The organism is Streptomyces sp. BK79 (genome assembly GCF_044142145.1).
GTDB lineage: Bacteria > Actinomycetota > Actinomycetes > Streptomycetales > Streptomycetaceae > Streptomyces.
This window is the reverse complement of sequence record NZ_JBHVOC010000016.1, coordinates 119034-140428: the sequence shown is the minus strand read 5'-3', so window position 1 is coordinate 140428 and position 21395 is coordinate 119034. Positions and strand designations below refer to the sequence as shown.

The 21395-nt window shown below is 74.0% G+C and carries 22 protein-coding genes; 7 read left to right on the top strand and 15 right to left on the bottom strand.

Features of this window, described 5'->3' with window-relative positions; translation table 11 throughout:
• Both ACFIF2_RS21285 and ACFIF2_RS21280 read right to left on the bottom strand, forming a co-directional pair.
• Entirely contained in the window at positions 1-237 is a 237-nt protein-coding gene (locus ACFIF2_RS21285; RefSeq protein WP_019327704.1) for a hypothetical protein, read from the bottom strand.
• Positions 238-304: 67 nt separating this feature from the next.
• Positions 305-1114, bottom strand: coding sequence for an SDR family oxidoreductase (locus ACFIF2_RS21280; RefSeq protein WP_395574776.1), 810 nt, complete (start codon positions 1112-1114; stop codon positions 305-307).
• A 201-nt stretch (positions 1115-1315) separates the two neighbouring features.
• Between ACFIF2_RS21280 and ACFIF2_RS21275 the strand changes: the two genes are divergently transcribed.
• The 4 genes from ACFIF2_RS21275 (at position 1316) to ACFIF2_RS21260 (ending at position 5667) form a co-directional block, all read left to right on the top strand.
• Positions 1316-2347, top strand: coding sequence for a PHP domain-containing protein (locus tag ACFIF2_RS21275; protein ID WP_395574775.1), 1032 nt, complete (start codon positions 1316-1318; stop codon positions 2345-2347).
• A 45-nt stretch (positions 2348-2392) separates the two neighbouring features.
• The gene (locus tag ACFIF2_RS21270) at positions 2393-3049 is read left to right on the top strand and encodes an HAD family hydrolase (protein WP_395574774.1); all 657 of its coding nucleotides are present in this window, start codon (positions 2393-2395) and stop codon (positions 3047-3049) included.
• Positions 3050-3110: 61 nt separating this feature from the next.
• On the top strand, positions 3111-4301 hold the full coding sequence (locus ACFIF2_RS21265) for an aromatic acid exporter family protein (RefSeq protein WP_395574773.1): 1191 nt from the start codon (positions 3111-3113) through the stop codon (positions 4299-4301).
• A 334-nt stretch (positions 4302-4635) separates the two neighbouring features.
• Entirely contained in the window at positions 4636-5667 is a 1032-nt protein-coding gene (locus ACFIF2_RS21260) for an SDR family oxidoreductase (RefSeq protein ID WP_395574772.1), read from the top strand.
• 82 nt (positions 5668-5749) lie between these two features.
• Here ACFIF2_RS21260 and ACFIF2_RS21255 read toward each other — a convergent pair whose 3' ends face one another.
• Both ACFIF2_RS21255 and ACFIF2_RS21250 read right to left on the bottom strand, forming a co-directional pair.
• The gene (locus ACFIF2_RS21255) at positions 5750-6091 is read right to left on the bottom strand and encodes a hypothetical protein (RefSeq protein WP_395574771.1); all 342 of its coding nucleotides are present in this window, start codon (positions 6089-6091) and stop codon (positions 5750-5752) included.
• Positions 6092-6163: 72 nt separating this feature from the next.
• Positions 6164-7453 (bottom strand): ROK family protein, encoded by a 1290-nt coding sequence (locus tag ACFIF2_RS21250; protein ID WP_395574770.1) that lies wholly within the window; start codon positions 7451-7453, stop codon positions 6164-6166.
• Between the two features lie 230 nt (positions 7454-7683).
• Here ACFIF2_RS21250 and ACFIF2_RS21245 point away from each other — a divergent pair, with 230 nt between their 5' ends.
• Both ACFIF2_RS21245 and ACFIF2_RS21240 read left to right on the top strand, forming a co-directional pair.
• Positions 7684-8178 (top strand): FBP domain-containing protein, encoded by a 495-nt coding sequence (locus ACFIF2_RS21245; RefSeq protein WP_395574769.1) that lies wholly within the window; start codon positions 7684-7686, stop codon positions 8176-8178.
• A gap of 113 nt (positions 8179-8291) precedes the next feature.
• A complete protein-coding gene (locus ACFIF2_RS21240; RefSeq protein WP_395574768.1) occupies positions 8292-9548 on the top strand; it encodes an aromatic acid exporter family protein in 1257 nt (418 codons plus the stop codon).
• 15 nt (positions 9549-9563) lie between these two features.
• On the opposite strand, the gene ACFIF2_RS21235 is transcribed toward ACFIF2_RS21240, so the two are convergent.
• Together ACFIF2_RS21235 and ACFIF2_RS21230 are read right to left on the bottom strand one after the other, a co-directional pair.
• The gene (locus ACFIF2_RS21235) at positions 9564-10289 is read right to left on the bottom strand and encodes a DUF2470 domain-containing protein (protein ID WP_395574767.1); all 726 of its coding nucleotides are present in this window, start codon (positions 10287-10289) and stop codon (positions 9564-9566) included.
• Between the two features lie 115 nt (positions 10290-10404).
• Positions 10405-11013, bottom strand: a complete 609-nt coding sequence (locus ACFIF2_RS21230; protein ID WP_395574766.1) for a TetR/AcrR family transcriptional regulator — start codon at positions 11011-11013, stop codon at positions 10405-10407.
• Between the two features lie 121 nt (positions 11014-11134).
• Here ACFIF2_RS21230 and ACFIF2_RS21225 point away from each other — a divergent pair, with 121 nt between their 5' ends.
• Entirely contained in the window at positions 11135-12685 is a 1551-nt protein-coding gene (locus ACFIF2_RS21225; RefSeq protein WP_395574765.1) for a cytochrome P450, read from the top strand.
• Here ACFIF2_RS21225 and ACFIF2_RS21220 read toward each other — a convergent pair.
• From ACFIF2_RS21220 to ACFIF2_RS21180, 9 genes are all read right to left on the bottom strand, one after another.
• Complete coding sequence (locus tag ACFIF2_RS21220) at positions 12647-13495, bottom strand: pentapeptide repeat-containing protein (protein WP_395574764.1); 849 nt, start codon at positions 13493-13495, stop codon at positions 12647-12649. The genes ACFIF2_RS21225 and ACFIF2_RS21220 overlap by 39 nt on opposite strands.
• A gap of 43 nt (positions 13496-13538) precedes the next feature.
• The gene (gene sigJ / locus ACFIF2_RS21215; protein WP_395574763.1) at positions 13539-14450 is read right to left on the bottom strand and encodes an RNA polymerase sigma factor SigJ; all 912 of its coding nucleotides are present in this window, start codon (positions 14448-14450) and stop codon (positions 13539-13541) included.
• Positions 14451-14504: 54 nt separating this feature from the next.
• Complete coding sequence (locus tag ACFIF2_RS21210; RefSeq protein ID WP_395574762.1) at positions 14505-15248, bottom strand: PIG-L deacetylase family protein; 744 nt, start codon at positions 15246-15248, stop codon at positions 14505-14507.
• Positions 15249-15305: 57 nt separating this feature from the next.
• The gene (locus ACFIF2_RS21205) at positions 15306-16607 is read right to left on the bottom strand and encodes an alpha/beta fold hydrolase (protein ID WP_395574761.1); all 1302 of its coding nucleotides are present in this window, start codon (positions 16605-16607) and stop codon (positions 15306-15308) included.
• A gap of 114 nt (positions 16608-16721) precedes the next feature.
• A complete protein-coding gene (locus ACFIF2_RS21200) occupies positions 16722-17747 on the bottom strand; it encodes a LacI family DNA-binding transcriptional regulator (RefSeq protein WP_395574760.1) in 1026 nt (341 codons plus the stop codon).
• Positions 17748-17869: 122 nt separating this feature from the next.
• Positions 17870-18190, bottom strand: a complete 321-nt coding sequence (locus ACFIF2_RS21195; protein ID WP_395574759.1) for an L-rhamnose mutarotase — start codon at positions 18188-18190, stop codon at positions 17870-17872.
• Between the two features lie 17 nt (positions 18191-18207).
• Positions 18208-19293 carry a rhamnose ABC transporter substrate-binding protein gene (gene rhaS / locus ACFIF2_RS21190; protein ID WP_395574758.1) on the bottom strand — a complete coding sequence of 362 codons (1086 nt, stop codon included), beginning with the start codon at positions 19291-19293 and terminating at the stop codon, positions 18208-18210.
• A 31-nt stretch (positions 19294-19324) separates the two neighbouring features.
• Positions 19325-20338: an ABC transporter permease gene (locus ACFIF2_RS21185; RefSeq protein WP_395574757.1), complete on the bottom strand. Its 1014-nt coding sequence runs from the start codon at positions 20336-20338 to the stop codon at positions 19325-19327.
• Positions 20331-21371 carry an ABC transporter permease gene (locus ACFIF2_RS21180; protein ID WP_395574756.1) on the bottom strand — a complete coding sequence of 347 codons (1041 nt, stop codon included), beginning with the start codon at positions 21369-21371 and terminating at the stop codon, positions 20331-20333. Before ACFIF2_RS21180 ends, ACFIF2_RS21185 begins: the two co-directional genes overlap by 8 nt.
• Between the last annotated feature and the right edge of the window lie 24 nt (positions 21372-21395).

Here is a 21395-nt window from a genome sequence, read left to right as displayed (position 1 = left end):
CTAGTGCAGCGTCCAGGTGAACTTGTCCCCGCCCACCCAGCGGACCACGTCCGGGTCGTCGAGGTCGTGGACCGTGATGCCGAAGGCCGCGGCGGCCTCCAGTACGTCGGTGACCGCCCTGGCCTCACCGACCACCTGGCCGTCGATCTCCACGATCCGGAACGGCGGAGTGCCCGGCTGGACCCGGAGCACGAGAATCCGCGGACTGCCGATGTGCGGGCTGTCGATTTCGGTCATGCATCGAGGGTAGGCCGCAAGACCCGCTGACCGCTGGGCGAGCGGACCCACCGGGCGGTACGGCCCGTCAGGGCCGCCGCCAGTCGTCACCCGTCAGATGGGATCCGGCCATCGGGCCCATCCGGAGCATGCCGCCGTCCACGCTCCAGGACGCGCCGGTGACGTACGAGGCGTCGGGCCCGGCGAGGAAGGCGATCACCGCGGCGACCTCGCGGGCGTCGCCGGGCCGGCCGAGGGGCACGCCCGGCCGGCGCTCGGTGTGCGGATCGGTGTCCTCCTGGCCGGTCATGGGCGTGGCGATCTCGCCCGGCGCCACCGCGTTGACGGTGATGCCGTGCTCGGCCAGCTCGATCGCCATGACCTGGGTGAGCAGGCCGAGGCCGCCCTTGGCCGCGCAGTACGGGGCGGCGCCCACCCGGGGCTGGTGCTCGTGGACGGAGGTCACGTTGACGATCCGGCCGCCGCCGCCCTGCCGGATCATGCGCCGGGCCGCGTTCTGCCCGCACAGGAAGGGTCCGGCCAGGTCGACGTCCAGGACGTGCCGCAGGTCGTCCAGGCCCAGGTCGAGGAAGGGCGTGGCCGTGCCCGTACCGGCGTTGTTGACCAGGACGTCGATCCGGCCGAGCCGCTCGCACAGCCCGTCGACGGTGTCCGCGGCCGCGGGCAGCCGGGTCAGGTCCACGCGGGCGGTCTCGGCCCGGCGGCCCAGGGCGCGGACCTCCTCGGCGGTCCGCTCGGCGCCCTCCTCGTCGGTGTGCCAGGTGATGCCGACGTCCATCCCCGCCTCGGCCAGGCGTACGGCGGTGGCGCGGCCGATTCCGGAGTCGGCGCCGGTGACGACGGCCACCCGGGCGTCGGACTGGCTGGGGGTGGGCATGACGGCCTCCTTCGGCGTTCTCGGCTCCCCGGGACGCGCGGCCGTACGGCCGGCCGCGCAGGAGCGCCGTGCGGGGCGTCGCAGTACCCGGCCGGGGCGCGGACAAACCGCCCGGCCCGTGGTGCGGGCCCCGGGACGCTGGGGAACTCTGGAGTGCCACAGGAGGACGCGCCGGCGACGCAGGTGAGGAGGCGGTTGCTGATGGAGCCCGTGGAGGCGCTGGAGCGGATCGCGTTCCTGCTGGAGCGGTCCCAGGCACCGACGTACCGGGTCCGTGCGTTCCGCACCGCCGCCCGGGTGCTCGGCGAGCTGCCCGCCGACGAGCTGCGGGCGCGGGCCGCGTCGCTGGAGTCGCTCAAGGGCGTCGGGCCCAAGACGGCCCAGGTCGCGCGCGAGGCGCTGGCCGGGGAGGTGCCCGGCTACCTGGAGAAGCTGGAGGGCGAGGCGGAGGCGCCCCTGGCACCCGGCGGTGAGGAGCTGCGGCAGAAGCTGCGCGGCGACTGCCATCTGCACTCCGACTGGTCCGACGGCGGCAGCCCGATCGAGGAGATGGGCCGCGCCGCGGCGGCGCTCGGGCACGAGTGGGCGGCGCTGACCGACCACTCGCCGCGCCTGACGGTGGCGCGCGGCCTGTCCCCCGAGCGGCTGCGCGAGCAACTGGACGTGGTGGCGGAGCTGAACGAGACCTGGGCGCCGTTCAGGCTGCTGACCGGCATCGAGTGCGACATCCTCGAGGACGGCTCGCTGGACCAGGAGCCGGAGCTGCTGGAGCGGCTCGACGTCGTCGTGGTGTCCGTGCACTCCAAGCTGCGGATGGACGCCCGCTCGATGACCCGTCGCATGGTGGCCGCCGTACGCGACCCGCACGCGGACGTCCTCGGGCACTGCACCGGGCGGCTGCTCACCGGGCGGGGGCGGCCGGAGTCGGAGTTCGACGCGGACGAGGTGTTCGCCGCCTGCGCCCAGTCCGGTACGGCCGTGGAGATCAACAGCCGGCCGGAGCGGCTCGACCCGCCCCGCCGGCTGCTGCGCCGGGCGGTGGACGCGGGGGTGCTGTTCTCCGTCGACACCGACGCGCACGCGCCGGGCCAGCTGGACTGGCAGATCCACGGGTGCGCACGGGCCGAGGAGTGCGGGATCCCCGCCGACCGCGTGATCACGACGTGGTCGCTGGACGAGCTGCTGGCCTGGACCCGGGAGGGCCGCACACCGTCCGGAGTGGCGAGCGGCTGACGTGGTACCCGGCGGACGATCCACGGACCAGGAAAGGAACTCCGCATGGAACGGGCGGCCGTGTTCGACGTCGACGGAACCCTCGTCGACACCAATCACCTGCATGTGACGGCCTGGTGGGAGGCATTCCGGCAGGCGGGACACCGGGTGCCGATGCACGCCGTCCACCGGGCCGTCGGCCTGGCCTCCTCCGACCTCGTCGGGCACCTGCTGGGCGAGGACCGGGACACCGGCCAGGACGCGCGGCTCAGTGCCGCCCACAAGGCGCTGTACGGGCAGTACTTCGACCGCCTGCCGGCGCTGCCCGGCGCCGGGGACCTGCTGCGCCGGCTGGCCGGCGACGGGTGGAAGGTGGTGCTCGCCACCTCGGCGGGCGGCGCGGAGCTGGGCGCGCTGCGGCGCGCGATCGACGCGGACGACGCGATCAGCGCCACCGCGAGCGCCGACGACGTCGACGCGGGCAAGCCGGCCCCCGAGCCGGTCGAGCACGCCCTGGAGCTGGCCGGGGTGCCGGCCGAGCGGGCCGTGTTCGTCGGTGACACCGTCTGGGACATGCGGGCGGGCAGCCGGGCCGGGGTGCGCTGCGTGGCGGTACTGTGCGGCGGTCTGCCCCGCGCCGACCTGGAGGAGGCGGGCGCCGGCGCGGTCTACGCCGACCCGGCCGACCTGCTGGCCTCGCTGGAGCGGAGCCCGTTCGCATGAGCCGCCCGGACGTGCCGGAGTACGGGGCGCGCCGGGGCCGCGCGCGGACCCTCGCAGCCGTATGACCGCTGTGACGCGTACGGCCCGGGAGGCGCTCCGGGGACGGCGGCCGGTGGCCGCGGTGGGGCGGGAGGCGGCTGCCGTCGGGCGGGCCGTGCGGTCCGCGTGGCGGGGGCCCGGGCGGGAGCGCGACCTGGTCGTGCAGTCGCTGAAGGCCGCGGGTGCCGCGCTGATCGCCTGGGCCGTGGCGGGCGTGTGGATGGACGACCCGATGGCGCTGATGGCGCCCTGGGTGGCGCTGGTCCTCGTGCAGGCCACCGTGTACAGCTCGGTGCGGCAGGCGGGGCAGCAGTTCGCGGCGATCTGCACCGGTGCCCTGGTGGCGTCGGCGGCGCAGGCGATCACGGACGACACCACGGGGGCGCTGGCGCTGTCCCTGCCGGTGCTGATGCTGATGGCGAACTGGCCGCGCTTCGGTCCACAGGGCATCTACACGGCCACCACGGCGGTGTTCGTCCTGGCCTCCGGCACGGCGGTCTCGGCCTCAGCGGTCGGGCACCGGGTGGGGCAGGCGGCCCTCGGCGCGGTGATCGGCGTCGCGGTCAACGCCTTCGTGCTGCCGCCGATCCACCTGCGGGACGTGCGCGAGAACCTCGCGGCGCTGGCCCGGGAGGCGGGTGACGTCCTGCACTCCGTCGCCGCCGGCCTGCGGGAGGCCGAGTGGGACGCGCAGACCACGACCGGCTGGACGAGCGACTCCGCGCGGCTGCAGCGGCGGGTGGAGGCGCTGGAGTCGGCCCGGTCCTGGAGCCGGGAGAGCCTGCGGCTGACGTCCGGTCCGCTGCGCAGGCTGCACCGCGCGCCGGCCGCCGTCCCGCCGGAGGAGGAGGACCAGCGGTGGGGCCGCGTCACCGGGAACATCACGGCGCTGACCCGGACGCTGGTGGTGGCGGCCGACGAGCACCGCACCCCCGCACCGCCCGAGGGACCGGCTCTGGACCTGTACGCCCGTCTGCTGAAGCTGCTCGGCGACTCCTGCCACGCGGAGGCCGGCCGGCTGCTGGGCGAGGCCGTCGAGGCCCGTCCGGAGGAGGCCACGGAGGCGACGATGGAGGAACTGCACCGGCGGTTGCAGGAGGGGCTGCGGGAGCACGCCGGACAGGGCGCCGCGCGGACGGCGGTCCTGGGAACGCTGCTGCTGCAGGCGGAGAACCTGTGGGCCGAGATCGTGCCGGACGCCCAGCCGGAGTGAGGGACATCACCGCGCGACGCGACGGAGGGCGGAACACCGGCGGGCGCTTCCCCGTTGAAGAGGGCGTGGGTACGGATGGGACAGTGTCCCCGGGCCTCACCTTCTGCCCACAGGGACGATCGTTCGGCTGAAGCCCTGTGGAGCGTTCCGCCGAGAGGCGACCGCCATCCGTATCCACCTCGGTCCGCCCCGGCCGTGATTCCCCCGTCACGGTCGGGGCTTCTTCATGCCCGCCGACCCGGTACGCACGTGCCCGGCCGGTTCCCGCGTGCCTCCCCCACCGGACGGGTACCCGGTGGCCTCCGCACCGGCAAGCGGCCGAGAGGAGCACGAGGTGAGCAGCGAGACGGGCAGCAGGATCGTGGTCACGGGTGCCACCGGCAACGTGGGCACCAGCGTGGTGCGGCTTCTGTCGGAGGATCCGGAGGTCGCCTCCGTACGGGGGCTGGCCCGGCGGATCCCCGACTGGTCGCCGCCGAAGACGGAGTGGGCCGCGGTCGACCTGGCCTCGGAGCGGGCCGACCTGACCGGGCAGTTCGCCGGCGCCGACGCGGTGGTGCATCTCGCCTGGGCGTTCCAGCCGACGCACGACCCGGCGACGACCTGGCGGACGAACGTGCTCGGCTCCATCCGGGTCTTCGAGGCGGTGGCCGCGGCCGGGGTGCCGGCGCTGGTGCACGCCTCGTCGGTGGGCGCGTACTCGCCGGGCCCCAAGGACCACGCGGTGGACGAGTCCTGGCCCACGCACGGCTGGCCGGACGCCGCGTACTGCCGGGAGAAGGCGTATCTGGAACGCGCCCTGGACACCTTCGAACGCGATCACCCGGGCATCCGGGTGGTCCGTATGCGGCCGGCCTTCCTCTTCAAGCGGGAGTCGGCCAGTGAGCAGCGCCGGATCTTCGGCGGCAGGTTCCTGCCTGGTCCGCTGGCGCGCCCGGAACTCCTTCCGTTCCTGCCGGACGTTCCCGGTCTGCGGGTGCAGGCCCTGCACACCGACGACGCGGCGGGCGCCTACCGGCTGGCGGTGCGTTCCGAGGACGCCCGGGGGCCGTTCAACCTCGCGGCCGAGCCGCCGGTCGACGCCGGACTCCTCGGGGAGATGACCGGTGCGCGTCCGGTGCGGCTGCCCCGCACCGCGGCCCGCTCGGCGATCGCCGCCGCCTGGGGGCTGCACCTGCTCCCCGCCTCCCCGCACCTGTTCGACGCGGTGCTGCGGCTGCCGCTGATGGACTGCACACGGGCGCGGGCGGTGCTGGGCTGGCGTCCGGAGCACACGGCGACGGAGGTGCTGGAGGAGTTCCTGGAGGGCCTTCGGCAGGGCGCGGGCGCGGCCACGGAACCCCTGCGGGGGCGCAAGGTCGGCTGAGCACCGCGGACACGTGGGGGCGGGGCGGGCCCAGGCCCGTCCCGCCCCCACGTGTCCGTACCTGCGTCCGGCGCCGCGCCCGTCAGCCGGGCGACTCGTCGGGGACCGGGTGTTCCGGGTGGACGTTGCCCGAGTGGGGCGCGCCCTGCCGGCCCGTGCCCGCCTCGTCCGTGTCGGGGACGTCGGCGTCCGGCGCGGTCGCCGGCTCCGGCCCCGCACCGCCTCCGTCGTCGCGGGCCTCGTCGGACCCGTCCGCCTCGTCGTCGTCCTCGTCGCTGTCGGGACGCTGGCCCTGTTCGAGCTGCTCGCGGGTGGGGGCGGCGGCCTCCCACGGGTCGTCGCCGGGGCCCGCCTGCTGGTCCGGCAGGTCCCGCGGCACGGGGTGGCCGCTCTCGCCCGGTCCTTCGAGGCGGTGGTCGGTCACGGCGCGCTCCCTTCCGGCGGTTCTCCTGGTCTCCGAGCGACGTCGGGTACCGTCCGCCGGCCTGGCGAAACCTCAGTGCGGCGACCGCTCCTGTAGTGCCGTGCGCCAGGCCGGGACCGGGTACGCGGGCGCCGGTTCGGGGCGCCGGCCCCCGCGCGCGAAGAAGTCGGCCAGCGGCAGGATCGCGGCGCCGACGGTGACCGCGTCGGGCCCGAGCCGGCCCAGCTCGACGGTCACCTTCCCGGCGGGATGACGCAGCGCGTACGACATCGCGTGCCGCCGTACGGCGGGCAGGAAGCGGGTGCCGAGCTGGAGCCCGGCCCAGCCGCCGATGAGGATGCGCTCGGGCTGGAAGAGGTTGATCAGGTCGGAGAGGCCGGCGCCCAGGTACTCGGCGGTCTCCTCCAGGACGGCGAGCGCGACCGGGTCGGCCGCCGTGCCGTCGGCCGGGTGGGCGGCGGCGAGCATCGCGGTCAGGGCGGTCTCCTCGTCGGTGCCCGCCGGCACCCGGCCGCCCTCCTCCCGCCAGCGGGCCAGCAGCGACTCGGCGCCCGCGTAGGCCTCCAGGCAGCCGAGGGCGCCGCAGCGGCAGCGGCGGCCCCTGACCCGGACCGTCAGGTGCCCCCATTCGACCGCCCGGCCCTGCTCGGCCTCGTGGGTCACGAGGCTGGCGCCGACGCCGGAGCCGAAGAGGACCACGACCGCGTTGCGCGCGCCGCGTCCGGCGCCGAACCACATCTCGGCCTGGCCGAGGGTCTTGGCCCCGTTGTCGATGAGGTAGGGAACGGTGTCGGGCAGCGGGGAGCCCGCGCGCAGCAGGGCCTCCAGCGGGACCGCGTCCCAGCCGATGGTCTGGCCGTGCACGACGGCGCCCCGGTCCGGGGTGTGCTCGACGATGCCGGGGACGCCGATCCCGGCGCCGAGCAGCCGCTCGGGGGCGAGCGGGGCCGCGGCCAGGACCTCGGTGACGCCGTCCTGGATGTGTCCGACGATCGTGTCGACGTCGTACCGCTGCCCGGTCAGCGGGCGTTCGGCGCGGGCCAGTTCGGTGAGCGTCAGGTCGAACAGTTCGACGCGCACCCGGGTCTCGCCGACGTCCACGCCGATCATGTGGCCGCTGGCGGGGGCCACCCGCAGCAGGGTGCGGGGCCTGCCGCCGTCGGAGTCGACGCTGCCGGCCTCCTCCACCAGGCCGTCGGCGACCAGGTCGGCGACCACGTTGCTGACGGAGCCCGAGCTGAGGCCGGTCGCCGGGCCCAGCTCGAAGCGGCTGAGCGGGCCGTCGAAGTAGAGCCGCTGGAGCACGGCCGTTCGGTTGGCCCTCCTGAGGTCGCGCACCGTGCGCCCGTTCCGCCCCGTCATGTGGCTCCTCCCCTGCCGTGCCCGATCTGCAACATTACCTCTGCCGGGTCGCCGGCCGCGACTTCCTTCGCTCCTTAATTCATGCTATGAACTCGGCCGCCGGAAATCCGTTGGCCCTCTCCACCCCGTATATCTACGCTAGGCGGAAACCTAGACACCCTAGGTTCCGAGCCTCGGGCCGAGCGCCCCGGGCTCGCTCATCCGCCCTCGACACGCACCGGGACACACCCATGAGAGCACTCACCGAGCAGGACATCCGCAACTCCTTCATCAACTGCTCCAAGGGCGAGGCCAAGCGCCTGGCCGTCCCCCGCGATCTCGACGAGCGCCCCTGGGACGACCTCGACTTCCTCGGCTGGCGGGATCCCGGGGCACCCGACCGCAGCTATCTGGTCACCGGGCACGAGGAGCGGCCGACCGGTGTGGCGCTGCGGTTCCAGCCGGCCCGGCGCGGCTTCTTCCAGCGCAGTCTGTGCGCCCTGTGCCTGACGACCCACCCCCGGGGCGGGGTGTCCCTGATGACCGCGCGCAAGGCGGGCCCGGCCGGCCGCGAGGGCAACTCGGTCGGCCTGTACATGTGCACCGACCTGGCCTGTTCCCTGTACCTGCGGGGCAGGAAGGTGTCGGAGAGCGGCGCCCGGTTCGAGGAGAGCCTCACCCTGGAGGAGCAGATCGCCCGCACCCTCGGGAACCTGTCCGCCTTCCTCGCCAAGGTCGCCGCCTGACGATCGCGGATGCCCGCCGGCGTACGGCGCGTGCGCACCATTCCACCCCCTTCGTCCGGTTACCGTCCTGTCCGGATACGTTCGAGGCGCCCGGCGAAGGGAACAGCCCGAGGATGCGGCAAGTACTGAGGACTGCGGCTTCGGCGGTGCGGCGGGTGAAGTGGCTCAGGGACCCCATGGTCGTGCAGGCACTCCGCTCGGCCGCCGCGGCCTCGATCGCCTATGTCATCGCGGTGCGGCTGACCCCCGACAAGTCGGCGGCGCCGCTCACCGCGCCCCTGACGGCGCTGCTGGTCGTCCAGGTCACCCTGTACGCCACGCTCAAGATGAGCTTCCGCCGGGTGAACGCCGTGGTGGCCGGTGTCCTGGTCGCCATCGCGTTCAGCCAGTTGGTGGGGCTCAGCTGGTGGAGCCTGGCCCTGGTGATCCTGGCGGCGCTGGGCGTCGGGCATCTGGTGCGGGCGCACGAGTTCGTGGCGGAGGTGGCGATCAGCGCCATGCTGGTGCTGGGCGTGACCTCGCACGGGTCCCTGGCGTGGGCGCGGGTGGTCGAGACCCTGATCGGGGCGATCGTCGGACTGGCCTTCAACCTGCTGTTCGCCCCGCCGGTGTGGGTGGAGCAGGCCGGTGAGGCGATCCAGGGACTGGCCCGCCGGGTGCGGCAGCTGATGCTGCGCGTCGGCGAGGAGGCCGCCGACAGCACACCGTTCCACGAGGCGGCGGCCCGGCTGCACGAGGCCCGCCGGCTCGACCACGACATCGCCGAGGTGGACGAGGAACTCCGCCAGGCCGAGGACAGCCTGCGGCTCAACCCCCGGGTCCGCGAGGGGCTGCTGCACCGGGTGGTGCTGCGCACCGGTCTGGACACCCTGGAGATCTGCACGGTGGTGCTGCGGGTCCTCGCCCGCACCTTCACCGACCTCGCGAAGGAACGTGAGCCGGATCCCCTGTTCCCGCCGGAGACCGGCGCCGCCATCCAGCAGCTGCTCGCCGAGATCGCCGACGCCGTGGTCAGCTTCTCGGTGCTGGTCACCACCAGCGTCAGCGACGACGCCGAGTCCGCCGAGGAACGCCTCACCGCCGAGCTGCGGCAGGCCGCGATCACCCGGGACCGGCTGGCGCAGTTGCTCCTGGCGGAGGTCGAACGCCACCCCCTGCACTGGCAGTTGAACGGGGCGGTGCTGACCGAGGTCAACCGCATCATCGACGAGATGGACACCGAGCACCGTTCACGCCGGCTCCTGGAGGAGCTGGACCGCCACACCCGCGAGCAGCGCGAACGCATGCCGCGGCTGACCGAGTTGCGGGACCGGCTGCGGTCCCTGCGCCGGCGGCGCGGCCGGGGCGCCGCCGCCCATCGCTCCCGCTGACGGGTCCCTCGCGCGTCAGCCCTCGCCGTCCGTGCGCTGCCGCTGCAGGGCCCGGGGGCAGGAGGCCGTGCCCGCCTGCGCCAGCAGGACGTGCATGCGCTCGGTGAGCCGGCCGATGTCGTCGGCGGGCGCGTGGAAGGGCAGCCGTACGTCGCCGTGGGCGCGGGCGCGTTCGATGCGCAGCGTCAGTCCGTGGCGGTCGACGGCGAGGGGCCGGACCCGTACCGCGCCGTGCAGGCTGTCGGCGTCGACGAGCCGGGTCAGCCGCTCCACCGCGTCGCCGTGGCAGTCGGCGAGATGGGTCAGCAGCCGGGCCTCGGCCAGGGCCAGCGGGTCGGGCCGCGCGGCGGCGAACTCGTCGCGGTCGACCACCACGGCACCGGACGGCAGGCGCAGCACCACGCGCGTGGGCGTGAACGCCAGACGTCCGTCCTCGGGGGCGAACCAGCCCGCGATCCAGAGCCGGGCCCTGATCCGCTCCCGCACCGGGACGGGTGCCACGTCGGCGAACTCCAGCACGGCGGACGGCTCTCCGCGCGGCGCGCACACGGCCGCCGTAGCCAGGACGCTGTCCTCGGGCACGTCCAGCAGCACCCGGCCGTCGTCGGACACGGTGTGCGCGCCGACCAGTTCCTCGCGGCCGCCCTCCGCGGTCACCGCGCAGGACCAGGCGGCGGCGAGTACGGAGCGGGCCCGCTCCGCCGCGGCAGGCGCGGCCGTCCAGGTGTGGCTGTCACCCATCCCCAACCTCCGTCGTCATTCAAGGGGCGAGCCCAACAGGCTCATTAGGTAAGGCTCACCTAACCTATCGGAGATCAGGGCGTGCGCCAACCAGGACGCGTGGTCTTCGCGGGACTCAGGGCGCGAGGGCACCCAGCAGCGTCCGTGCGCACAGGTCGCGCACCTGCTCCCGGGCCGGCTCCGGATCCCGCAGCCACTCCAGGCAGACCGCGGTGGTGAACGCCAGCCAGCCGCGCACCGCCAGCCGCACGTCGGTCCGCTCACCGAAGGCCGGGCCGAACTCCGGGTCGGCGGCCAGGGCCGCGAGGATCTGCCGCTCCTGGGCGGCCAGCGCCTGCCGGTAGACCCGGCGCACCTCCCGGTCCCCGGCCGCGTCGGCGCGGTGGAAGGCGCGGTAACCGTGGGCGTGGGCCCGGACGTACTCCAGGTAGGCGTCGAGGCCGGCGGTGAGCTGTTCGCGGACCGGGACACCGGGCACGGCCGCGGTCATCCGCAGCATGCGCTCGCTCTCGCGCTCGACGACCGCCGCGAAGAAGTCCCGCTTGTTCGGGAAGTAGTGGTACAGCAGCCCGCGGGACACCCCGGCGATCTCGGCGACCCGCTCGATCCACACGTCGTCGTACGGGCTCTCCGAGAAGAGCCGCGCGCCCACCGACAGCAACTGCTCCCGGCGCTCCCCGGTACTGAGCCGGCGGCGCGTGCGCTCACCCTGGTCCGCGGCCATGCCCGCACCTTACTTGACGCCGGTTCAGCAACGGGACGAGACTGAGGCGCGTTATTGAATCCATGTACAACACGCTGGTTCCGCGCGGGCGACACGCCGCTGCGTCGAGGGAGATCGCGTCATGGCGGAGACGACGAAGGACCTGGCCCCGGACGGGCTGCCGAAAGGACTGCGCAGCGCCGAGCTGGGCTGGCCGGAGCTGCACCGCATACCCCGCCCGCCCTACCGGCTCCCCCTGCTCGGGGACGTGGTCGGGGCGAGCCGGAGCACGCCGATGCAGGACTCGCTGCGGTACGCGCGCCGGCTGGGGCCGATATTCCGGCGGCGGGCGTTCGGCAAGGAGTTCGTCTTCGTGTGGGGTGCCCAGCTCGCCGCCGACCTCGCGGACGAGGAGCGCTTCGCCAAGCACGTGGGGCTCGGCGTGGCCAACCTGCGGCCGGTCGCCGGGGACGGGCTGTTCACGGCGTACAACCACGAGCCCAACTGGCAGCTCGCGCACGACGTGCTGGCGCCCGGGTTCAGCCGGGAGGCCATGGCGGGCTACCACGTGATGATGCTGGACGTGGCCGGACGGCTCACCGACCACTGGGACCGGGCGCAGCGGGCCGGCCGGGCCGTGGACGTCCCCGGCGACATGACCAAGCTGACGCTGGAGACGATCGCGCGCACCGGGTTCGGCCACGACTTCGGTTCCTTCGAGCGCCCCCGCCCGCACCCCTTCGTCACCGCGATGGTGGGCACGCTCACCTATGCGCAGCGCCTGAACACCGTGCCGGCGCCGCTCGCCCCGTGGCTGCTGCGCGGCGCGAGCCGGCGCAACACCGCCGACATCGCCTACCTCAACCGCACGGTCGGCGACCTGGTCCGCGCCCGCCGCGAGAAGGGCGGCGGGGGCGGTGCGGGCGACCTGCTCGACCGGATGCTGGAGACGGCCCACCCCGGGACGGGCGAGCGGCTGTCCCCACGGAACGTCCGCCGTCAGGTCATCACCTTCCTGGTGGCCGGGCACGAGACCACCTCGGGCGCGCTCTCCTTCGCCCTGCACTACCTCGCCCGGCACCCCGAGGTCGCGGCCCGGGCCCGCGCCGAGGTGGACCGCGTCTGGGGCGACACCGAGGCGCCGGGATACGAGCAGGTGGCCAAGCTCCGTTACGTGCGCCGAGTGCTGGACGAGTCGCTGCGGCTGTGGCCGACCGCGCCGGCCTTCGCCCGGGAGGCCCGGCGGGACACGGTGCTGGACGGGACGTATCCGATGCGGCGGGGCGCCTGGGCGCTGGTGCTCACGGGGATGCTGCACCGCGACCCGGAGGTCTGGGGGCCGCACGCCGAGCGGTTCGACCCGGACCGCTTCGACGCCAAGGCCGTACGGTCGCGGGCCCCGCACACCTTCAAGCCGTTCGGGACGGGCGCGCGGGCGTGCATCGGACGGCAGTTCGCGCTGCACGAGGCGACGCTGGTCCTCGGGCTGCTGCTGCGCCGCTACGAGCTGCGGCCGGAGCCGGACTACCGGCTGCGGGTGACCGAGCGGCTGACGCTCATGCCGGAGGGGCTGCGGCTGCGCCTGGACCGGCGGACCACGGCAGGCCGGCCCGGTACGGCAGCGGACGGCGCGTCCCTCGCCGAGGACGCCCCCTCAGGGGCCGGCTGTCCAGTGCGCCGGGCGGGTGACTGACTCCGGCAGCCGGGTGCCGGCGCTGCCCCGGGCCGCGGTGAGCTGCGGCTGGGTGAGGAAGAACGCGCCCGTGAGGTCCGCGTCGGTCAGGTCGGCGTCGCGCAGATCCGCGCCGATCAGGTCGGCGCCCCGCAGATCCGCGCCGGTGAGGTCGGCGGCGATGAGGTAGGCCCCGCGCAGGTCGGCTCCGGCGAGGTCGGCGCCCCTGAGGCGGGCGCCCATCAGGTCGGCGCCCCGGCGGTTCTTCTTCCTGCCTCGGGTACCTGCCCGCGCCAGCTCGCTGGTGCGCAGCAGGAGCGCGTTGACCCGCTGCCGGTGCGCGGGCACGTCCAGGGCGGCCAGCTCGTCGGGTGTCTGACGGGTGAGCCGCTCGGTGTCGGACAGGGCGCGGCGCAGCTCGGCGTGGACGGGGCGGGCGGCGGGCAGGGCCAGTGCCTCGGTCAGGTACCAGAGCAGTTCGTGCAGCTGGCGCACGATGGGGAACACCTCGAACACCCGGCGGGTGCGCTCCGGCGGACCGGTGCGCCAGTCCTGGCCGCCGAAGGTGACCTGGGAGACCTTCTGTCCGGCGCCGAAGCAGTCGTAGACCGTGCACCCGGAGAAGCCGCGCTGCCGCAGGCCGGCGTGGATGCCGCAGCGGTGGTCGGTCCGCAGGTTCGGGCAGGGTTCACCGGCGTCCTTGTCGAGGGCGAAGTCCGCCGAGCGGGCGAAGGGCAGGGCCACGCAGCACAGGCCGAAGCACCGCTCGCAGTCGCCGCGCAGTTCCGCCTGGTCCGCCTGGTCCACCTGGTCCGCCGTTCGTTCTCGCATGCCGTCGAGCATACGGACCGCCGGCGCACCGGGCGGGCGCCGGTCAGGGCTCCAGGGCGGACAGGTCCAGGCGGGCCAGCCGGTCGGGGTCGGAGAGGATGTACAGGCCGGTGATGAGCCCGTCCTCGACGGTGACGTACGTGACCGACCGCGGCCGTCCCCCGGACACGGCGACGGTGCCGACCGAGCCGTTGACCAGGACGAGGCGCGCGAGCGGGGCGAGGTGACGGAAGTGGAAGGCGCCCGTGGCGACCGTCCGCGCCCCCCGGACCACCTTCGACGCCGCCAGGCCCGAGGCCAGTGCGCCGGCGTCGGCCCGCAGCACCACGTCCGGGTGCAGGACGGCCACCAGGGCCTCGAAGTCCCCGGCGCGGCTCGCGGCCAGGAACGCCTCGACCGCCCGGCGCTGCCGGCCGAGGTCGGGGTCGGCCGCCGGGGTCGCGTCCCGCACCCGGCGCCGGGCCCGGCTGGCCAGCTGCCGGGTGGCGGCGGGGCTGCGCTCCACGATCGGCGCGATGTCGTCGAAGGGCACGGCGAACATGTCGTGCAGCACGAACGCCAGCCGCTCGGCGGGTTCCAGGGCCTCCAGGACGACCAGCAGGGCCACCCCCACCGAGTCGGTGTGCAGGGCCGCCGCCTCCGGGTCGCCCTGCGGCAGCGCCCGCAGCACCGGGTCCGGTACGAAGGTGTCGAAGCCCTCGGCCATCGGTTCCTCGCGGCGCGCGGTGCGCGAGCGCAGCAGGTCCAGGCAGACGCGGCCGGTCACCGTGGTCAGCCAGGCGCCGAGGTTCGCGATGCCGTCCGCGCCGGTGCGGTCGAGCCGCAGCCACGCCTCCTGCACCGCGTCCTCCGCCTCGGTCAGTGAACCGAGCATGCGGTAGGCCACCGCCCTCAGCTGCCCGCGGTGCTCCTCGAAGCGCTCCGCCAGCCGCTGGTCCCCCTGCCGCTCCCGCATCTCCCGCTCCCCGTTCCGCCGCACCCGTCCGCCCCGCCCCGTCCCGTCCCGCCGCTACCGTGCGAAGAGTTCGAAGGCCACCGCCGGCTTCCCGCCGAACCGCTCGCCGGCGGCCTCGGCGTACCCGACGAGGAACCCGCGCACGTACGTCTCCGGGTCCTCGTCGGTCAGCGCCTCGATGTACGTGCGGTGTTCGAGCAGGGAGCGGACCGCGCGCTCCAGTCCCGGTGCGGCGTCCACGGCGTGCGTGGGCGAGGAGGAGCCGGCGATCGCGACCCAGCGCACGCCGTCCCAGGGTTCGAGGCCCTGCTCGGCCAGCTCGGGGAAGATCCAGCGGTTGCCCGCGTCGCCCGCCGCGTCGAGGGTGGCCCGGCCGACGGCGACGTGGTCCGGGGTGTTCCAGGCGGCGCCGCCCCACGTGTCGCGGTGGTTGAGGGTGATGACCAGCTCGGGCCGGTGCCGGCGGATGGCGGCGGCGATGTCGCGGCGCAGGGCGACGCCGTACTCGACGACGCCGTCCCGGTGGTCGAGGAACTCGACCTCGCTCACCCCGACGACGGCGGCGCTCGCCCGCTGTTCCCGCTCGCGCAGGGCGGCGCACTCGCCGGGCTCCACGGTGTCGATGCCCGCCTCGCCCCGCGTCGCCAGCACGTAGGCGACCTCGCGGCCCTCGTCGGTCCAGGCCGCGATCGCCGCCGAGCAGCCGTACTCCAGGTCGTCCGGGTGGGCGACGACGGCCAGGGCGCGCCGCCAGTCGCCGGGCATGGGCTCCAGGGGGGTGATCGTCGGCTCGGTCATGACCGCACACTAACCCCGCGCCACCGACATCTCACCCGGTATTCGGCACGGCGTCCTTCAGGCCTCGTCGCGGGCGAGCGCGAGCAGCCGGTCCAGCACGCGCGGCCCGCCGGTCCGTACGCCGTCGTGCTCGAACTCGTCGGTGACCCAGGTGCGCAGGCCGCGGATCGCGCGGGCGGTGGTGAGCGCGTGGGCGGTGTCGACGTACATGTCGTCGTGGTAGACGGCCGCGGCGGCGGGCACCTCGTTGGCGGCGAGCCGGGCCGGGTCGTACAGGGGGGTCCAGTCGGTGCGGGCGGCGAGCAGTTCGGCGGTCTCGCGCAGCGGGCGCAGCGCCGGGTCGCAGTCGAACATCCAGGGGTGGACCGACTCGCCGGTGAACAGGAGCGGTTCGTCGCCGGCGAGGGCCTTGGCGGCGTCGAAGCGCGGGAACTCGGCGCGGACCCGCTCGGCCGACCAGTCCGTGGGGCGCGTGTCCCGGCCGTAGATGGCCTCGTGGACGAGGGCGTACAGCGGGTGGCCGGCGTAGGAGAGGAGGTTCTGCGCCTGCTCCTGGAACGCGTCGGACAGTTCGGGCCCGTGCGGGGTGGGGACGAAGGCGTCCTCCAGCAGGAAGTGCAGGCGGTGGCTGCCGTCGCCGCTGCCGAGCATCGCGCCGAGGGACTGGAAGGCCTCGACGGTGAGCCGGTAGCCGTTCGGCAGGACCACGTCGTGGGTGAGCAGGTGGTCGGCGATGCGCCGGGCGCGTTCGACGTCCTGCGGGTAACGGGCGTAGTGCGCGGCGACCTTGCGTGCGATGCGGGGGTAGGCGGCTCGGTAGACGTCGTCGGCGTGGGCGTCCAGGGAGGGCAGGCCGCCGGTGATCAGGGCGGTGGCGACGCCCTCGGGGGCCAGGGACAGGTAGGCGACGGTGCAGAAGCCGCCGAAGCTCTGGCCGAGGACGGTCCAGGGGGCGCCGCCGGTGACCTGGGGGCGGATCGCCTCGCAGTCGCGGACGATGGCGTCGGCGCGGAAGTGCGTGAGGTAGTCGGCCTGCTCGGCCGGGCCGCCGCGCAGCGGGAGCGTCTGGCGGTTGGCCGGCGTGGAGGCGCCGGTGCCGCGCTGGTCCAGGAGCAGGACGCGGAACTCCTTGAGGGCCCGGCCGAGCCAGGCGGGACGGCCGACGAAACGGTTCGCCCCGAAGCCGGGGCCGCCCTGGAGGTAGACCAGCCACGGCAGGTCCTGGTGCGCCTTGTCGCTCGCGACGGCTTCGCGTGCGTACAGCTCGATGGTCTCGCCGCCGGGATCGGCGTGGTCGAGGGGCACGGTGAAGCGGCGGTCGGTGAGGACGACGCCGGGCTGACGGTAGGTGACGCTCAACGGGGCTCCCGGGACGGACGGATCCTGCGGTCGTGTTTTCGGCCGGGCCCCAGTTCAGCACATGGTCCCTCGGCCGGAGGGCCCCGGGATCGGAAGATCGTGCTGAACGGCCGCTCAGCGGGCGGCGAGGCTGGAGCGCCGCACCACCAGTTCGGGCTGGAGCACGACCCGCCGGTGCGTGTGGGGCCGGTCCGGGCCCTGCGGCTCCGTCTCCTCCAGGAGGAGTTCGGCGGCCAGGGCGCCCATGGTGACGGCGGGCTGGCGCACGGAGGTGAGGGGGACGGCCGCGGCGGCGGCGAACTCGATGTCGTCGTAGCCGACGATCGCGAGGTCGTCGGGGACGCCGACCCCGGCCGCGTACATGGCCTGGAGGACACCGAGGGCGAGCAGGTCGTTGGCGCAGAAGACGGCGGTGGGCCGGTCGGCGAGGCCGAGCAGGCGGGCGCCGGCGTCGCGGCCGGCGGCGACGTCGAGGCGTTCGGTGGGCAGCTCGCGCAGCGCGTCGGGGCCGAGCCCGGCCTCGGCGAGCGCGTTCAGGGCGCCGGTGCGGCGGTCGCGGACCTGGTTGAGGCCGGGCGGTCCGCTGACGTAGGCGAGGGAGCGGTGCCCGGCGTCCACCAGGTGGCGCACGGCCAGCGCGCCGCCGGCGACGTCGTCGACGGAGACGGAGCATTCGGTGGTGCCCTCGGCGACCCGGTCGACCAGCACGAAGGGGATGTTGTGGCGCCGGAAGCCCTCGATGTTGCGGCCGGTGGCGTCGGCCGGGGTCAGCAGGACGCCCCGGACCCGCTGCTCGGCGAAGAGCGAGAGGTACTCGGCCTCCTCCCCCGGGTTCTGGGCGCTGTTGCAGACCATCACGCCGAGTCCGGCGTCGCGCGCGGCCCGCTCGGCGCCGCGCGCGACGTCGACGAAGAAGGGGTTGCCCATGTCCAGGACGAGCAGCCCCATGATCCGGCTGCGGCCCGCGCGCAACTGGCGCGCGGACTCGCTGCGGACGTAGCCGAGCCGGTCGATCGCGGACAGCACGCGCGCGCGGGTCTCGGTCGCGACGGTGTCGGGACGGTTGATGACGTTGGAGACCGTGCCCACGGAGACTCCGGCGGCGCGGGCGACGTCCTTGATACCCACCGAATGGGCCATCGGGCAGGGACCTCCAGGGTCGGGACGGGAGCGGGCGCCAGGGACGCGGGCGGCGGGAGACCTTCACATTACCCGCGCCGCCCCAGGACGGCGGGGAGCCCGGGGCGACGGTGGCCCGGTCCTCAGGCGAGGTGGAACACCTCGGTGAGCGGCTTCATCGCCTCGTCGGGGCGCTCCCCGTCCAGGGACTCGAACAGGGGGCCCATCCACGCCTGCCAGCGGGCGTTGACCTCGGTGGCCTCCATGCCGGCCCGGGCGGCGGCGAAGTCCTCGGTCTCCAGGTAGCCGACGAGCAGGCCGTCGTCGCGCAGGAAGAGCGAGTAGTTGTGCCAGCCGGTGGCGGAGAGCGCCTCGCACATCTGCGGCCACACGGCGGCGTGGCGTTCGCGGTACTCCGCGATCCGGTCCCGGCGGACCTTGAGCAGGAAACAGACGCGTTGCATGAAGTACCGCTCCCCCACTAGAAGTTGAACTGGTCGATGTTCTTCGCGTTGAAGACGGTGGGCTCGCCGAGGTCGATCACGCCGTCCTCGCCGATGGTGTACTCGCCCATGGCACCGGCCTCGAACGTCTCGCCCTCCTTGCCGGTGATCTGCCCGGAGGCCAGCGCCACGGCGGTGCGCGCGGCCAGTTCGCCGAGCTTGGCCGGGTCCCACAGCTCGAACGCCTCGACGGTGCCGTTCTTGACGTACTTGCGCATGTCGTTGGGGGTGCCGAGGCCGGTCAGGCTGACCTTGCCCTTGTACTTGGAGCCGGACAGGTACTGGGCGGCGGCCTTGATGCCGACGGTGGTCGGGGAGATGATCCCCTTCAGGTTCGGGTACTCCTGGAGCAGGCCCTGGGTCTGCTGGAAGGACTTCTGGGCGTCGTCGTCCCCGTAGGCGACCTTGACCAGCTTGACGTCCTTGTACTTCGGGTCCTTCAGCTCGTCCTTCATGATCTCGATCCAGGCGTTCTGGTTCGTCGCGGTCTGCGCGGCGGACAGGATCGCGATCTCGCCCTTGTTGCCGATCTGCTCGGCGAGCAGCCGCACCTGGGTGCGGCCGAGGGCGTCGGCGGACGCCTGGGAGACGAAGGCGTTGCGGCACTCGGGGTTGGTGTCGGAGTCGTAGGTGACGACCTTGACACCGTTCTTCATGGCCTGCTTGAGCGCGGTGCACAGGGCGCCCGGGTCCTGCGCGGAGACGGCCATGGCGTCGACCTGCTGCTGGGTGAGCGTGTTGACGTAGGAGACCTGGCCGGCGGTGTCGGTGCCGCTGGAGGGGCCGACCTCCTTGTAGCTGGAGCCCAGCTCCTTCAGGGCCTTCTCGCCGCCCTTGTCGGCGACCGTGAAGTAGGGGTTGTTGACCTGCTTGGGCAGGAAGCCGACGGTGAGGCCCTTCTTGGTCTCGGCGTTCGGGTCGGCCTTGCCGGCGGACGCGGCGGCGCCGCCGCCCTCCTCCTTGACGTCCTCCTTGGTGGTGCCGCCGCAGGCGGTGGCGGCCAGGGCGAGCGAGGTGACGGCGGCGAGGGCCGCGCAGGTGTGGCGGAGCGACGACTTGCGCATGGTGGGTTCCTTAGGAGGGTGGGCGGAGTGGTTACGGCGCCGGCGCGGGCGTCTTGGGCAGGGGTGGGGGTGCGGCCCGGCGTCCGGCCCGGGCGGCGGAGATCTGCCGGGCGACCCGGGGGCCGAGCACGGACAGCACGAGCAGCACGCCGGTCACGACGATCTGGGACTGCGCGGACACGTCCTGGAGGCTCATCACGTTCTGCAGCGTGCCGAGCAGGAACACCCCGGCGATCGCGCCGCCGAGCGTGCCCTTGCCGCCGTCGAAGTCGATGCCGCCCAGCAGTACGGCGGCGACGACGGAGAGTTCGAGGCCGGTGGCGTTGTCGTAGCGGGCGCTGGCGTAGTGCAGGGCCCAGAAGACGCCGGTGAGCGCCGACATCAGGCCGGTCAGCGTGAACAGGATCAGCTTCTGCCGCCTGACCCGGATGCCGGCGAAGCGCGCCGCCTCCTCGTTGGCGCCGATGGCGAACAGCGACCGGCCCAGCGGCATGGCGTGCAGGGCGACCACGGCGATGAGGAGCAGCACGAGGAACGGCGGGAAGGCGTACGGCACGAAGGTGCCGTCGAGGCGTCCGGCCGCGAAGTCCAGGTACTGGGCGGGGAAGTCGGTCACCGCGTCGGAGCCGAGCACGATCTGCGCGATGCCCCGGTAGGCGGCCATGGTGCCGATGGTGACGGCGAGGGAGGGCAGGCCGAGCCGGGTGACGAGCAGGCCGTTGACCAGACCGCACACGACGCCGAGCAGCAGGCAGACCGGGATGATCGCCTCGATGGCCATGCCCTGGTTCCACAGGGCGCCCATCACCGCGCCGGACAGGCCCGCGGTGGAGGCGACCGAGAGGTCGATCTCGCCGGAGACGACCAGCAGGGTCATCGGCAGGGCGATGAGCGCGATGGGGAGGGTGTTGCCGATCAGGAAGGACAGGTTCAGGGCGTTGCCGAAGCCGTCGACGAAGCCGAAGGACAGGAGCAGGACGACGACGAGGAGGGCGCCCACCACCGTGTCCCAGCGGACGGCGCGCGTCAGGGAGCGGTCAGCCATGGCGGGCGTTCCTCTTCTTCAGGGCGTCGGCCACGCGCAGCGCGACGATCCGGTCGACGGCGATGGCGAGGATGAGCAGGATGCCGTTGATGGCGAGCACCCACACGGAGCTGACGCCGAGGGCGGGCAGCACGCTGTTGATCGAGGTCAGCAGCAGCGCGCCGAGGGCGGCGCCGTAGACGCTGCCGGAGCCGCCGGTGAAGACGACGCCGCCGACCACGACGGCGCTGACGACGGTCAGTTCGTAGCCGTTCCCGGTCCCGGAGTCGACGTTGCCGAACCGGGCCAGGTACAGGGCGCCGGCGAGTCCGGCGAGGGCGCCGCAGAAGGTGTAGGCGGTGAGGATCCGCTTGCGGACCGGGATGCCGGCCAGGCGCGCGGCCTCCGGATTGGAGCCGAGCGCGTACAGCTCGCGTCCGCTGCGGAAGTGCTTCAGGTAGTACGCCGTGGCGACGAGCACCGCGAGGGCGATCATCGCCGGCCACGGCACGGCCGAGATCCCGCCCGAGCCGAAGTCGACGAAGCCGCCCGGCAGGTCGGCGGCGGTGATCTGGCGGGAGCCGACCCAGATGGAGTCGATGCCGCGGATGACGTAGAGGGTGCCGAGGGTGACGACCAGCGCGGGCACCTGGCCGAGGCTGACCAGCAGGCCGTTGAGCAGGCCGAAGCCGACGCCCATCAGCACCGCGAGGAGGACGGCCACGGCACCGTCGCCGCCGCCCTGGAGGTAGGTACCGGCGGCGAAGGCGCTGATGCCGAGCGTGGAGCCGACCGACAGGTCGACGTTGCGGGTGAGGACGACGAGGGACTGGCCGGTGGCGACCAGGACGAGGATGGTCGCGTTGAGCAGCAGGTCCTTGATGCCCTGCTCGGACAGGAACTCGCTGTTGCCGGCCTGGGTGACGGCGATCATCACCAGGAAGACGAGCAGGATGGCCAGTTCGCGCATCTTGAAGACGCGGTCGACGAGCCGGGTGGCGCCGGCCTTCGGTACGCCGGCGACGGGGGCCTGGTCGGGTGCGGTGACCGTCATGCGGCAGCCCTCCCGGTGACGTGC

What these genes read in the sequence shown, in the direction of transcription:
- ACFIF2_RS21210 (WP_395574762.1), bottom strand. Translation starts at nt 15,248, where the DNA reads ATGACCGAGCCGACGATCACCCCCCTGGAGCCCATGCCCGGCGACTGG.
- ACFIF2_RS21195 (WP_395574759.1), bottom strand. Translation starts at nt 18,190, where the DNA reads ATGCAACGCGTCTGTTTCCTGCTCAAGGTCCGCCGGGACCGGATCGCG.
- ACFIF2_RS21285 (WP_019327704.1), bottom strand. Translation starts at nt 237, where the DNA reads ATGACCGAAATCGACAGCCCGCACATCGGCAGTCCGCGGATTCTCGTG.
- ACFIF2_RS21200 (WP_395574760.1), bottom strand. Translation starts at nt 17,747, where the DNA reads ATGGCCCATTCGGTGGGTATCAAGGACGTCGCCCGCGCCGCCGGAGTC.
- ACFIF2_RS21235 (WP_395574767.1), bottom strand. Translation starts at nt 10,289, where the DNA reads ATGGGTGACAGCCACACCTGGACGGCCGCGCCTGCCGCGGCGGAGCGG.
- ACFIF2_RS21275 (WP_395574775.1), top strand. Translation starts at nt 1,316, where the DNA reads ATGGAGCCCGTGGAGGCGCTGGAGCGGATCGCGTTCCTGCTGGAGCGG.
- ACFIF2_RS21220 (WP_395574764.1), bottom strand. Translation starts at nt 13,495, where the DNA reads ATGCGAGAACGAACGGCGGACCAGGTGGACCAGGCGGACCAGGCGGAA.
- ACFIF2_RS21270 (WP_395574774.1), top strand. Translation starts at nt 2,393, where the DNA reads ATGGAACGGGCGGCCGTGTTCGACGTCGACGGAACCCTCGTCGACACC.
- rhaS (WP_395574758.1), bottom strand. Translation starts at nt 19,293, where the DNA reads ATGCGCAAGTCGTCGCTCCGCCACACCTGCGCGGCCCTCGCCGCCGTC.
- ACFIF2_RS21250 (WP_395574770.1), bottom strand. Translation starts at nt 7,453, where the DNA reads ATGACGGGGCGGAACGGGCGCACGGTGCGCGACCTCAGGAGGGCCAAC.
- ACFIF2_RS21265 (WP_395574773.1), top strand. Translation starts at nt 3,111, where the DNA reads ATGACCGCTGTGACGCGTACGGCCCGGGAGGCGCTCCGGGGACGGCGG.
- ACFIF2_RS21180 (WP_395574756.1), bottom strand. Translation starts at nt 21,371, where the DNA reads ATGACGGTCACCGCACCCGACCAGGCCCCCGTCGCCGGCGTACCGAAG.
- ACFIF2_RS21280 (WP_395574776.1), bottom strand. Translation starts at nt 1,114, where the DNA reads ATGCCCACCCCCAGCCAGTCCGACGCCCGGGTGGCCGTCGTCACCGGC.
- ACFIF2_RS21230 (WP_395574766.1), bottom strand. Translation starts at nt 11,013, where the DNA reads ATGGCCGCGGACCAGGGTGAGCGCACGCGCCGCCGGCTCAGTACCGGG.
- sigJ (WP_395574763.1), bottom strand. Translation starts at nt 14,450, where the DNA reads ATGCGGGAGCGGCAGGGGGACCAGCGGCTGGCGGAGCGCTTCGAGGAG.
- ACFIF2_RS21185 (WP_395574757.1), bottom strand. Translation starts at nt 20,338, where the DNA reads ATGGCTGACCGCTCCCTGACGCGCGCCGTCCGCTGGGACACGGTGGTG.
- ACFIF2_RS21240 (WP_395574768.1), top strand. Translation starts at nt 8,292, where the DNA reads ATGCGGCAAGTACTGAGGACTGCGGCTTCGGCGGTGCGGCGGGTGAAG.
- ACFIF2_RS21225 (WP_395574765.1), top strand. Translation starts at nt 11,135, where the DNA reads ATGGCGGAGACGACGAAGGACCTGGCCCCGGACGGGCTGCCGAAAGGA.
- ACFIF2_RS21245 (WP_395574769.1), top strand. Translation starts at nt 7,684, where the DNA reads ATGAGAGCACTCACCGAGCAGGACATCCGCAACTCCTTCATCAACTGC.